At 36.6% G+C, this 12,081-nt stretch carries 13 protein-coding genes; 12 read left to right on the top strand and 1 reads right to left on the bottom strand.

What is annotated here, in order from left to right:
• Nucleotides 1-90 precede the first annotated feature (90 nt).
• From CLO1100_RS10325 to CLO1100_RS10310, 4 genes are read left to right on the top strand one after another with little or no spacing between them, the layout of a single operon-like run.
• On the top strand, nucleotides 91-651 hold the full coding sequence (locus tag CLO1100_RS10325; protein ID WP_014313697.1) for a tryptophan transporter: 561 nt from the start codon (nucleotides 91-93) through the stop codon (nucleotides 649-651).
• A complete protein-coding gene (locus tag CLO1100_RS10320) occupies nucleotides 644-1,483 on the top strand; it encodes an ATP-binding cassette domain-containing protein (protein WP_014313696.1) in 840 nt (279 codons plus the stop codon). Before CLO1100_RS10325 ends, CLO1100_RS10320 begins: the two co-directional genes overlap by 8 nt.
• Nucleotides 1,484-1,485: 2 nt before the next feature.
• Nucleotides 1,486-2,289 (top strand): ABC transporter ATP-binding protein, encoded by an 804-nt coding sequence (locus CLO1100_RS10315; RefSeq protein WP_242836729.1) that lies wholly within the window; start codon nucleotides 1,486-1,488, stop codon nucleotides 2,287-2,289.
• 1 nt (nucleotide 2,290) lies between these two features.
• Entirely contained in the window at nucleotides 2,291-3,055 is a 765-nt protein-coding gene (locus CLO1100_RS10310; RefSeq protein WP_014313694.1) for an energy-coupling factor transporter transmembrane component T, read from the top strand.
• Nucleotides 3,056-3,058: 3 nt separating this feature from the next.
• On the opposite strand, the gene CLO1100_RS10305 is transcribed toward CLO1100_RS10310, so the two are convergent.
• Entirely contained in the window at nucleotides 3,059-3,919 is an 861-nt protein-coding gene (locus CLO1100_RS10305) for a hypothetical protein (RefSeq protein ID WP_014313693.1), read from the bottom strand.
• A 122-nt stretch (nucleotides 3,920-4,041) separates the two neighbouring features.
• On the opposite strand from CLO1100_RS10305, the gene CLO1100_RS10300 reads away from it, so the two are divergent.
• From CLO1100_RS10300 to dnaK, 8 genes are all read left to right on the top strand, one after another.
• Nucleotides 4,042-4,557, top strand: coding sequence for a hypothetical protein (locus CLO1100_RS10300; RefSeq protein ID WP_014313692.1), 516 nt, complete (start codon nucleotides 4,042-4,044; stop codon nucleotides 4,555-4,557).
• A 77-nt stretch (nucleotides 4,558-4,634) separates the two neighbouring features.
• Nucleotides 4,635-5,780, top strand: a complete 1,146-nt coding sequence (locus CLO1100_RS10295) for an HD domain-containing protein (protein ID WP_014313691.1) — start codon at nucleotides 4,635-4,637, stop codon at nucleotides 5,778-5,780.
• An 8-nt stretch (nucleotides 5,781-5,788) separates the two neighbouring features.
• Entirely contained in the window at nucleotides 5,789-6,379 is a 591-nt protein-coding gene (gene yfbR / locus CLO1100_RS10290) for a 5'-deoxynucleotidase (protein ID WP_014313690.1), read from the top strand.
• An 88-nt stretch (nucleotides 6,380-6,467) separates the two neighbouring features.
• A complete protein-coding gene (locus CLO1100_RS10285) occupies nucleotides 6,468-7,307 on the top strand; it encodes an aminotransferase class IV (RefSeq protein ID WP_014313689.1) in 840 nt (279 codons plus the stop codon).
• Between the two features lie 27 nt (nucleotides 7,308-7,334).
• The gene (locus tag CLO1100_RS10280; protein ID WP_014313688.1) at nucleotides 7,335-8,204 is read left to right on the top strand and encodes a hypothetical protein; all 870 of its coding nucleotides are present in this window, start codon (nucleotides 7,335-7,337) and stop codon (nucleotides 8,202-8,204) included.
• 192 nt (nucleotides 8,205-8,396) lie between these two features.
• A complete protein-coding gene (gene hrcA / locus CLO1100_RS10275) occupies nucleotides 8,397-9,443 on the top strand; it encodes a heat-inducible transcriptional repressor HrcA (protein WP_014313687.1) in 1,047 nt (348 codons plus the stop codon).
• A 27-nt stretch (nucleotides 9,444-9,470) separates the two neighbouring features.
• Nucleotides 9,471-10,067, top strand: a complete 597-nt coding sequence (gene grpE / locus CLO1100_RS10270; RefSeq protein WP_014313686.1) for a nucleotide exchange factor GrpE — start codon at nucleotides 9,471-9,473, stop codon at nucleotides 10,065-10,067.
• 57 nt (nucleotides 10,068-10,124) lie between these two features.
• On the top strand, nucleotides 10,125-11,975 hold the full coding sequence (dnaK, locus tag CLO1100_RS10265) for a molecular chaperone DnaK (protein WP_014313685.1): 1,851 nt from the start codon (nucleotides 10,125-10,127) through the stop codon (nucleotides 11,973-11,975).
• Nucleotides 11,976-12,081: the final 106 nt, after the last annotated feature.

The raw sequence follows: 12,081 nt of genomic DNA, 5'->3' as shown, positions 1-12,081 counted from the left end.
GCTTAATAGGTTGTATTTAGCTTGGCTGCTTAAAATAATAAATACAAATTCAAAACCTCTACTCAAAAAAATATTGATGGAGGTTTTTTTATGGAAAAAAGAGTAGTTCTAAAAGAGAAAAAAGCAGGACTTACTATTTCCGACGTAATTCTTGTAGGTGTGTTACTGGCAACTGGGGCTGTACTTAAGTTCTTCGTGGGCTCTATGTTCAATGCTGGTATGAAGCCAAATTTTATTATTGCAATGTATTGTCTGGCAATTCTTATAATAAAGCCAAGGTTATCTGAAGCTATAATCATAGGCATTATAGCAGGGGCCATCTGTCAGGTATTCCCGGGGACACCGTACATAAATTTAATAAGTGAGCCCTTAGGTGCTTTTGTAATGGCTGTTCTTATTAGCCTACCTCTGAAGTTTAAAACCTATTCATTATTAAAACCCGTATTAGGTACTTTCCTGAGTACTCTGGCAAGTGGCCTTACTTATCTTGGAGTATTGTATATTGCATTTTATGCAGGTGCGGATGTAGAGGCAATACCCTTCAGTATGTTTTCAATAATGATACTGTTAACTGCTATAGTAAATGCGGTAATAGTTCAGATCCTTTATATACCTGTAAAACTGGCATTGGGACGTGGAAAAGATGATTGAGTTCAAGGATTTCTCATTTAAATATAAAACAGGTGAAAAGCCTGCATTAACAATAAAGAATCTCTCTATCCAAAAAGGTGATTTCGTAGGTATCATAGGAAATAGCGGAGCAGGCAAGTCGACCTTTACCTATGCAGTTAACGGAGTTATTCCACATCACTATGAAGGTGATTTTTATGGTGAGGTCAGGGTGAAGGGGCAGGATACTGTTGATTCATCACCGACACAGTTGGCATTGAGCGTAGGAAGTGTATTTCAGGATATTGACGGGCAGATGGTATCCTCAGTTGTTGAAGATGAGATATTATTTGGTCTGGAAAATTTCGGAGTACCGAAAGAAGAAATCGAGCAGAGAATAACAGATATCCTTAAAATGGTAGGTATAGAAGATTTACGATATAGAAACATCAATACACTAAGCGGTGGTCAAAAGCAAAAGGTTGCCATATCGGCAGTGGTTGCAATGATGCCTGATATACTGGTACTTGACGAGCCAACTGCTGAACTCGACCCACAGAGTAGCCTGCAAATATATAACATGTTGAAAATGCTGAACAAAACTCTGAACATAACAATTATAGTTGTTGAACAAAAAATAATGTTGCTCAGCGAGTTTTCCAAGAGAATCATAATTTTGGACAGCGGTGAAATCTATCTGGAGGGGACACCAAAAGAGGTGCTGAGTGACACCACCAGATTGACTAATATTGGTGTTAACTGCCCAAGGGTAGCATCTCTGGCAAACAATCTTAATCAGCTCAAAATATACAATGGACCGGTTCCCGTCAATATAATGGAAGCTGAAACCATGGTTAGGGGGGTGATCGGGTGATAATGTTCGACAACGTGTGCTTCGCATATGACAAAATGAATATTCTGAACAATATAAGTCTTTCCGTAACAAAAGGAGAATTTGTTGCTATTGTAGGCAGAAATGGTGCAGGAAAGACTACTCTTATGAAGCTGCTAAACGGCTTACTGAAACCTACCTCGGGTGTAGTCACCATTGCGAACCTTAATACCTCAGTAACAAGGACAAGTGAACTGGCAAGGCATGTAGGATTTTTGTTTCAAAACCCCGACAGGCAGATTTGCCGCAACACAGTTAAGGCAGAGATAGAATTCGGCCTAAAATGTATTCTGACAGACAATGCTGATATAGAAAAAAGGTGCAGGAACACAATAGAGAAATTTGGTTTGACCGCTGACAAGGATCCCTTTTCTTTGAGCAGGGGAGAGAGACAGAAAGTTGCGCTTGCATCAGTACTGGCTTTGTCTCCTGAAATACTGGTATTGGACGAACCCACTACCGGGTTAGACTATAAGGAATGTATGCATATAATGGAAATTGTAAATGAACTGAACATCAACGGAACTACCGTTGTCATGGTATGCCACGATATGGAACTGGTAGCTGATTTTGTACAAAGGATAATTGTGGTGGGTGAAGGCCGTATACTTGCTGATGATATTTGCCGCAGGGTAATGTCCCGGACGGACGTATTAGAGGAGGCATCCCTAGCCCCACCTCAGATAGCCGAACTTGCTATACGGCTTGGTAAAGGCTTTGAGGGTGTATTTACATTGGATGAAATGACAGGAATTATATCACAAAAAGCCAAGAGAGAGGGTGTATAATGTGAAGGGCATTTTAGAATACAGTCAGGGTGAGACCGTTATACACAGGTTAAACCCTCTATCAAAAATGGTAATTGCTTTTTTGCTTTGCTTGAGCAGCTTTGCCAACAGTAACATTTATTGTACAATTGGAATTATTGTTGTAAACCTTTTTATAGCCTATCTTGCTGGAATAGTTGACAGGGCATTTTCTTTGCTGCTTACACTATTTAAAATAGGAATTGTACTTTTTTTATTACAGGTTTTTTTCATCAGAACAGGAAATACCCTTTTGAATCTTCCGTTCAATTTGTACATTACAGATACAGGTTTGAAATTTAGTATAATGCTTGTTTTGAGACTTGTAGGGGCTACCATGCCTTTGGTTATAATTCTGACAGTTACCAGAATGAGCGATCTTACCAATGTTATGGTACAAAAACTTCATATACCGTACAAGTACACCTTTGCGTTTATAACAGCCCTGAGATTTATACCCATTTTTGAAAATGAGATGACGGGTATAATCGAAGCCCAGACTGCAAGGGGAGTTGAATTTGATACAAAAAACCCTGTGAAGAAGCTGAAGTTACTGCTCCCACTGTGTGTTCCCCTTCTCATATCCTCCGTAAAACGCATTGAGGGTAGTGCAATATCTGCTGAATTAAGAGGGTTTAATTTAAGAAAGAAGGACAGCGGGTATAAGACATATCGCTTTTTTTGTCCGGATTATTTTGCCATGCTGTTTTCAGTATTGATATTATTGACAAGCATTATCATTTTATAAAAATCACCAAGGTTTATCCGGAGGGAATCCAAATGTTTGGACCACTTCAAAAAGATCACTCTTTGCTAAATCGGAAGGTGTCACCAATAAGCCTTTATTTCCGTCTATATCATATCCATAGTGGTAATATGCCTGCCATATCATTTGTGAGCAGTTCTCCACCTTTGGCTTGGTATCATCGTAGCGCTTAGGAGAGCAAATGCCATATTTTATACCTGCAAGATTTTTAGCTGCAAAAGCTGCGATTTCATCAAGCTTTTTCTGATCTGCATTTTTAAGCCTTAAAATCTTAAAGGTTGGAAAGTACTGCCACTTGGATATATCCTGTTTTATACTGTGGCTTCCCGGTGTAAGAGATTCCAAAGTTATTCCTTTTTTAGCATCAATAACAATTCCACAGTGTCCATGCCTCCAGTAAAGGGTGTAGCAGGATTTAGTCAAAAGTATGTCCCCATTTTTAACCGGCGCCATTTGAATAAACCTGCTTAAAGAGCCGTTAACAAGAATTGATTCCTGAACTGTAAAAGGGTTCAGTTGCTCTCTGAATATCTTGTTTCTTTTAAAATAGTTACTCTGAATTGAAAGTATTTTTTCATTACCATCAGAGGATAAACGAAACTCATCAATAGCTGTTTGAGAAAGGCCTGTTTGTTTAAATAAAAAAGAATAATCTTCACTGCTAAGTTTATTTTTCTTTAAAATACATGAAATATTCGCCTGAGGGCCTTCAGGAGTATAGCTGGCATCATAAACGTTTTTCCAGATAAAAATGCAAAATAAACTAATAAGGACACTGATAATAAGTAATAATAACCTGCCTCTCTTCTTAATGGTACTCAACTCCTGTTTTTGAATAATAGGCATATTATTTCCAGTTAAAAAAATAAAATTCGTATCTAGAAGAGTCAGACAAAAAATAACAAAATTATGTATAATCAATGTAATTAAAAATAAGCTCAATAGAAATTAAAAAAGAGAGGGATATTATGAAAAAAAATTATTCTTTGGTAGGCACATTACTCATAGCTGTGGGTGCTTTGCTACTGGTTTTAAAAATGCTGTTTGGTATAAATTTTCTGGATTTGAACACCGGAGATCTTTGGGTGTTTATAGTACTTCTGTTTGGGTTGACTTTTGAATTCAGTTATTTCTTAACAGGAAGAAAGCCCGGACTACTCATACCCGGAGGAATTATTACAACTATCGGACTACTCTTTATGTTCGAGGTTGCAACAAATTGGTATTTTGCAGAGTATACTTGGCCTGTATATATATTATCTGTAGCTGTTGGACTATTTCAGATGTATCTGTTTTCAAATAGAGAAAAGGGTTTATTAATAGCAAGTTTGATAATTGCAGGAGTTTCAGCATTCTTCTTTGCATGTATGTTCCTTAACACAATATTGACATTTATAAAACCAAGTCTTTTCATTCCGGTGGCACTCATAGCAGCAGGTATTGCAATATTTGCCAGTGGTAAGAAAACAAAGGGACAATGGTAAACTAGGTCATAAATTGTAATGCATACTTTCCTGCAAGAATATGGTATATTAGAGTTAAAGGCCGGAGGTGTGTTTTTATGGTGTGGAGGCAGTTAAGAGAGCAACAAGAGAATTTGTTGAGTCCCTATGCCGCAAGAAGTGTTAATTCTTTTGGCAGGATAATCAATGAAGAAAAATGTCCTATCAGGACAGATTATGAGCGGGATGGAAACAGAATTCTATACTCTATGGAGTTTCGAAGACTAAGGCACAAAACTCAGGTATTTTTTAATGCAAAGAACGACCACATATGTACACGGATGGAGCATGTACTAAATGTAGGATCAATAGCTGTCACTATAGCCAGGACCCTCAATCTGAATCAGGACCTTACTTATGCAATAGCTTTAGGACATGATCTGGGGCATGCACCATTCGGTCATAGCGGAGAACGTGTATTAGATAAATGCATGAAGAAAGTAAGTAAAGAAAGTGGCTTTAAACATGAACTTCACAGCCTTCGGGTTGTAGAAAAGCTTGCTACACGTATCTCAAAAGAAAAGATACATGAAAAATGCGGTCTTAATCTTACATTTGAGGTAAAGGACGGAATAGTTTCACATTGCGGCGAGAACTATAATGAATACTCTTTAAGAAGAGATTTAGGGAAAACACCACGATCACTGCATAATGTTAAAGATAGAGGCCATCTTCCATTTACTCTTGAAGCCTGCATTGTAAGACTGGTGGATAAAATAGCATATGTTGGCAGGGATATTGAGGATGCTGTACGTGTAAACCTAATGAATATGCATGACATACCCATGGATATAAGAAATGAATTGGGAAATACAAATGGAGAAATAATAAACACTCTGGTTTGCGATATGGTTGAGAACAGCTATGGCAGGGATTGTATTCAGCTTAGTCCGGAAAAAGGTCAGGCACTTGAAAAACTAATCAACGAGAATGTAAGGTTGATTTACAAGGCCGATAAGATAACCCGGTACGAAAAAATTGCTGAAAATACCCTTGAAGGCTTGTTTGACAGCCTGCTCAACAGCCTATCAGATTTTGAAAGGCTTCAGACAAATGAAAATAAGGTTTACAGAATGTTTTATAACTTTATAGCAGACAAGGCATATGATAAGTCTGAAAGTGATGCACAGAAAGTTATTGACTTTATAGCAGGCATGACAGACCAGTTTGCACAAAGCTGCTTTGAAGAAATATACTGGATGTAGGTGGAAATATGGATGATAAGAGCTTTCATTTTTTTGCATTTCTATCAAGGATGAAATATATAAATAGATGGGGACTTATGCGCAACACGTCTACTGAAAATATACAGGAACACAGTTTGCAGGTTGCCATAATAGCACATGGGCTGGCGGTAATCAGAAACACATATTTTAACGGAGAAATAAACCCCGAGAGAGTGGCAATTCTTGCGATGTTTCATGACTGCAATGAAATAATAACAGGGGATATGCCTACTCCCATAAAATATTATAACCCTCAGATAAGTAAAATTTACAAGGATATCGAAGATATATCAAAGGAGAAAATTATATCTATGCTGCCTGAGGAAATGGCAGATGAATATTATTCTTTATTCTTTAAAAATCCGGATGATATGAATTGTTGGAAACTTGTAAAGGCGGCTGACAGGATTTCTGCCTATATAAAATGTATAGAAGAAGTCAAGGCCGGAAACAACGAATTCAAAAAGGCCCGGGAAACCATTCTACAAACAATAATGGAGATTGATTTGCCTGAGGTTATGTATTTCATGGAAAAATTTATACCAAGCTTTAATTTGTCCCTTGATGAGATTGATTAATTTATTAAGACTGTTATATAATTAAGATTGTATTGGAAAAATATAAAATTAATACATTCTTTAATTCAATATCAAAAGGGGCAAAAAAATGACATTTGAAGATAACATAGGTACAAAGTGCATTATAAACGGTGAAACCTTGTCGTCTGAAGCATTGAATAAATATTCAGAAGAAAAGTATACGGCTTGCTATGAAGTTATACGTATAATAAAGGGAATTCCGCTATTTTATGATGATCACTTTACACGTCTTAAAAGTTCTGTACAAAAGACTCTAAATGAATTAGAAGTAACAAAAAAGGATTTAAGGACCCAAATTACTGAAATATGTGAGCTAAATAATCTAGCAGACTGCAATGTAAAAGTGTTGGTGCTTCTCTATGAAAAAGTGCAGATTACACTACTCCATATAAACAAGTTCTACTATCCTTCACAAGACGAATATGATAGTGGTGTAAAGTGTTGTACCGTTAAGCTCAAGAGAAGCAACCCAAATATCAAAATGATAAATATTTCATACAAGGCAGAAATTAAGCGGGTTGCAGAAGAAAATAATGCTTTTGAAGTGCTTTTGGTAGATGACAACGATAAAATAACAGAGGGCGGAAAATCCAATGTTTTTTTTGTAAAAGGTGACAAAATCTATACATCTCCCGAAGAATATATATTGAAAGGTATTACAAGACAATATATAATTGATGTTTGTGTAAAACTAGGATACGAAGTTATAGAAACATTGATTGGTGTTGATCAGTTAAGTAATTTTGATGCAGCTTTTATAACTGGTACATCCATTAATGCATTGCCGATAAAAATAATAGATGGGTGTATATTAAATTCATCGGAGAATATTCTAACCCAAAATGTTATGAAAGGTTATAACAGTCTTATATCGGCATATATTGAAGGCAATAGCAATAAGAAATAGAAGAATATATTAATTGGGAGGTTAGGTATGAGATACCTTGAAAACGCATTTAAGTTTACGTTTAAGAACTTTATAATAACGATTCCATTGCTAATAGCTATGGCAATACCGAGTATGATCATGGGTGTGGGATCCTTAGGATTTTTATTTAATATTAAGAATTTTGAACAGATATTTGAACAGATGATGGACAATAGTGGGCAATTTATTCCATCGTACCATATGTTCCTCAGCTTGTATGGGCCTGCAATGATTATAAGTATGATAATTTCAACAGTTTTGACTCTGGTTTTATCTATTCTGGTTTATCCTGCAACATACGGAATGATAAATAAAAAGTATGAGACAGGTACTTCAACTCTTAGTGATATGACATCTTCCATGACAAAGTATATCGGAAGATTTGTACTCTACGGATTATTAAAAATTGCTCTTTGGATAGGAATGATAGTTGCTTATTTAATACTTGTTGCAATTGCAGTGGTAGTAATAACAGTGGTTTCAAATGTTGCAGGTGCAATATTGATGGTACTGTTTACTTTGGCTTTCATAGTTGCTTGTGTAGCGCTTGGTGTATACACTTCACTGTGGTTTACATCAGTTTGTGTAGAAGATTCAGATATACTGACAGGGTTGAAAAAATCATTCCGTTATGTTTCAGGTAATTTCTGGACAATTTTAGGTACCACTATCCTTATTACTATAATTGGAACAATTGCCGGATCAATATTAGGATTGGTGGTAGGATGGATTCCTATTATTGGAGGAGCTGTATCGTCCATAGTATCATATCTTGCCGAATTTATAACAATTGTATTTTTCTTTGAAATATATCGTGAAAAATCAGGAAAGTATGCTTGTGCAGAATACTACAAACAAATGAGCGGCGGAATTTAAAAATAACTATTTGAAATACTAAAAAAGACCTTGTATCGGAATGTATATTTATTCTGTGCAGGGTCTTTTAGATTTTATAATTTATTACCGAATATTACAAGAAAAATACTTGACAAACAAATATGCTAATGTTATTTTTAGTATATAATTAGCACTCAACATTAAAGAGTGCTAACAAGAGGGGTGATTATAATGCTACTTGACGATAGAAAATTGAAAATACTACAAGCAATTATAGATGATTATATATACTCTGCTGAACCTGTAGGTTCCAGAACTATTGCCAAGAAGCATGAACTTGGTTTAAGCTCGGCTACAATTAGAAATGAAATGGCTGATCTTGAAGAAATGGGGCTTTTGGAGCAGCCATACACATCGGCAGGCAGAGTTCCTTCCGATAAAGGGTACAGGCTTTATGTTGATCAGCTGATGAAGATAAATGAATTAACAGATAGTGAAATAGAGAAAATCCGAAGTGATATGAACATTCGGATAAATGAACTCAGCCAGCTTATAAGGAATGCATCAGCGGTTATGTCCAGGTTTACCAAATATACTTCTATGGCGATAACCCCTCATATGAAACAGAGTGTATTAAAAGCTGTTCAGGTGGTACCTATAGAGCCTGGGAAAGCATTGGTAATTATTGTTACAGATGCTAACGTTGTAAGAAATAATCTGATAAGAATTCCTGAAAGTGTTACGCCCGATTTCTTAATTCAGATTTCAAATATGCTAAACGAGCAGTTAAAAGGTTTTACTTTGGAAATGCTAAAATCGGACATATTAAATGAAAAGTTTGAAAAACTGAATTCATTGCCTTATGGATTAATTAAACCTATCCTCGACGGAATAGAGGATTTGATTAAGACCATTGATAAGCCGGAAGTATATCTTGAAGGAGCTACAAATATTCTGAATTTTCCGGAGTTTAAGGAAGTTGATAAGGCCAAGGAGTTTTTGAATATATTAGATGAAAAGAAATTTGTATCTGACCTTCTTACAAATAATTCAAATAAAAATAATGAGATAATTATTCACATAGGAAATGAGAATGCTATAGAAGGTATAAAGGATTGCAGTTTGGTTACTGCATCCTATAGTGTAGGTAATCATGTAATAGGAACAATAGGCATTATCGGGCCAACCCGAATGGAGTATTCAAAGGTTGTGTCATCTATGAATTATATAAGGAATAAAATCAATCAGGAGATTCTTAAACTCCTGGATAATGGATAGTATAAATAAGGAGGTAGTATTCAGGTAATGAAAAAAGAAAAACATCCTAAGGATGAAAACGAAAACACTAATGAAATGAATGCTGAAGAAATCAACAAAGGAGCAGAAAATCCGGAGGTATCAGGGACTGCTGATGTGAAGGGTGACGAAGCAGTAAGTACGGAGATTGAGGAACTAAAATCAAAGTTGGAAGAAAAGGCAAAACAATGTGAAGATTTCAAAAATATGGTTCAGCGTACAGCAGCCGAGTTTGACAACTATAAAAAAAGAACAATCAAGGAAAAGGAAGCCCTTAGCCTTGATATAGCAATAGACACTGTAAATACCTTCCTTCCGGTAGTAGATAACCTCGAAAGAGCCTTAAAAGCCGCAGAAAACATTGAAAATAGTCCATTGAAGGAAGGCGTTGAAATGGTTATGAGACAGTTGAAGGATTGTCTCGACAAACTAGGAGTTGAAGCAATAGAGGCGGTCAATAATTCTTTTGACCCAGAACTCCATAATGCCGTAATGCATGTAACAGATGATGAAATCGGTGAAAATATTGTGGTTGAAGAATTTCAGAAGGGTTATACAATGAAGGGTAAAGTAATCAGACATAGTATGGTAAAGGTAGTAAACTAACACAGTAGTTTAAAAATAAAAAAACGATTAATAAATATATTAAGGAGGGTATTATTTATGTCAAAAGTAATTGGTATAGATTTAGGTACCACAAATTCATGTGTGGCAGTTATGGAAGGCGGTGAGCCTGTTGTTATTGCAAATCCGGAAGGAAATAGAACTACCCCTTCTGTTGTTGCATTTTCAAAAACAGGTGAACGTATGATAGGGCAAGTCGCAAAAAGACAATCTATCACAAATCCGGAAAGAACAATTATTTCAATAAAGAGAGATATGGGAACCGACCGTAAGGTTGATATAGATGGTAAGAAATATTCACCACAGGAAATATCCTCAATGGTTCTTCAAAAGCTTAAATCTGATGCGGAAGCTTATCTTGGTGAAACCATAACTCAGGCTGTAATCACCGTACCTGCATACTTTAGCGATGCTCAAAGACAAGCAACAAAGGATGCCGGTAAAATTGCGGGATTGGAAGTTCTCAGAATTATAAACGAGCCTACAGCAGCAGCTTTGGCATATGGTCTTGACAAAGAGCATGACCAGAAAATAATGGTTTATGACTTAGGTGGAGGAACATTCGACGTATCCATACTTGAAATCGGAGACGGCGTATTCGAAGTTCTTGCAACAAACGGTAACAACAGACTTGGCGGAGATGACTTTGACCAGAGAGTAATAGATTTCCTTGTTGATACATTCAAAAAGGAAAGTGGAATAGATCTCAAAAACGACAAAATGGCAATGCAGAGATTGAAGGAAGCAGCTGAAAAGGCAAAAATAGAACTTTCCGGTGTGACTTCATCAAATATAAACCTGCCGTTTATAACTGCTGATGCAACAGGACCAAAGCATCTTGATGTAACTCTTACTAGAGCAAAATTTGATGAAATTACAGCTGATTTGGTTGAAAATACTATGGGTCCTACAAGACAGGCTATGCAGGATGCAGGACTTACACCTGACAAGATAGACAAAATTCTATTAGTTGGTGGTTCTACAAGAATTCCTGCAGTTCAGGAAGCAGTAAAGAAGTACTTAGGAAAAGATCCTTTCAAGGGAATTAATCCTGATGAATGTGTTGCCGTTGGTGCTGCAATTCAGGCGGGTGTATTGACAGGTGATGTAACCGGACTTCTGCTTCTGGATGTTACACCATTATCACTTGGACTTGAAACACTTGGCGGAGTATTCACAAAGCTGATTGAAAGAAATACAACTATTCCTACCAAGAAGAGTCAGGTATTCTCCACAGCGGCAGACGGACAGACAAGTGTTGAGATTCATGTATTGCAGGGCGAAAGAGAAATGGCTCAATACAACAAGTCTCTTGGAAGATTCCAGCTTACAGGTATTCCATCAGCACCAAGAGGTGTACCACAAATCGAAGTTACTTTTGATATAGATGCAAACGGTATAGTTCATGTATCCGCAAAAGACCTTGGAACAGGTAACGAGCAGAAGATAACAATAACTGCCTCAACTAACCTGTCTGATTCCGATATAGACAAGGCTGTAAAAGAAGCAGAAAAATTTGCTGCGGAAGACAAACAGCGTAAAGAAGAAATCGATGTTAGAAATAATGCAGATTCCTTGGTTTACCAATCAGAGAAGTCATTAAAAGATCTTGGCGATAAAGTATCTGCTGAAGACAAGTCAAAGATTGAAAGCGGAGTAAACAAGGTAAAGGATGCCCTTAAAGGTACTGATACCGAAGCAATAAAGAAAGCTACCGAAGAATTACAGCAGTCCTTCTATGATATATCCTCAAAAATATATCAACAGACTCAAGGAGCACAGGCAGACGCTGGAGCTGCTGGTTTTGGAGGACAACAGGGAGCAGCTGGAGCAGCACAGGATGATAATGTTGTTGATGCAGACTATAAAGTAGTTGACGATGATAAATAAATATATAATAATGTATAGGGGCTTAAAAAGCCCCTATAGCATTAACAGCATTAACAGCATTAACAGCATAAGGTTTTTATAAACGCCAAAGCTTACATAATACAGC

The sequence above is a fragment of the Clostridium sp. BNL1100 genome (assembly GCF_000244875.1).
Classification (GTDB): Bacteria; Bacillota; Clostridia; order Acetivibrionales; family DSM-1351; genus Ruminiclostridium.
Note: the sequence above shows the minus strand (reverse complement) of the source record. Positions and strands in the feature narration are given on the sequence as shown.

Excerpts from the sequence above, each read along its gene's own strand:
- CLO1100_RS10300 (WP_014313692.1), top strand. The coding sequence starts at position 4,042 with ATGAAAAAAAATTATTCTTTGGTAGGCACATTACTCATAGCTGTGGGT.
- CLO1100_RS10315 (WP_242836729.1), top strand. The coding sequence starts at position 1,486 with ATGTTCGACAACGTGTGCTTCGCATATGACAAAATGAATATTCTGAAC.
- CLO1100_RS10280 (WP_014313688.1), top strand. The coding sequence starts at position 7,335 with ATGAGATACCTTGAAAACGCATTTAAGTTTACGTTTAAGAACTTTATA.
- CLO1100_RS10295 (WP_014313691.1), top strand. The coding sequence starts at position 4,635 with ATGGTGTGGAGGCAGTTAAGAGAGCAACAAGAGAATTTGTTGAGTCCC.
- grpE (WP_014313686.1), top strand. The coding sequence starts at position 9,471 with ATGAAAAAAGAAAAACATCCTAAGGATGAAAACGAAAACACTAATGAA.
- hrcA (WP_014313687.1), top strand. The coding sequence starts at position 8,397 with ATGCTACTTGACGATAGAAAATTGAAAATACTACAAGCAATTATAGAT.
- CLO1100_RS10285 (WP_014313689.1), top strand. The coding sequence starts at position 6,468 with ATGACATTTGAAGATAACATAGGTACAAAGTGCATTATAAACGGTGAA.
- yfbR (WP_014313690.1), top strand. The coding sequence starts at position 5,789 with ATGGATGATAAGAGCTTTCATTTTTTTGCATTTCTATCAAGGATGAAA.
- CLO1100_RS10305 (WP_014313693.1), bottom strand. The coding sequence starts at position 3,919 with ATGCCTATTATTCAAAAACAGGAGTTGAGTACCATTAAGAAGAGAGGC.
- CLO1100_RS10320 (WP_014313696.1), top strand. The coding sequence starts at position 644 with ATGATTGAGTTCAAGGATTTCTCATTTAAATATAAAACAGGTGAAAAG.
- CLO1100_RS10325 (WP_014313697.1), top strand. The coding sequence starts at position 91 with ATGGAAAAAAGAGTAGTTCTAAAAGAGAAAAAAGCAGGACTTACTATT.
- dnaK (WP_014313685.1), top strand. The coding sequence starts at position 10,125 with ATGTCAAAAGTAATTGGTATAGATTTAGGTACCACAAATTCATGTGTG.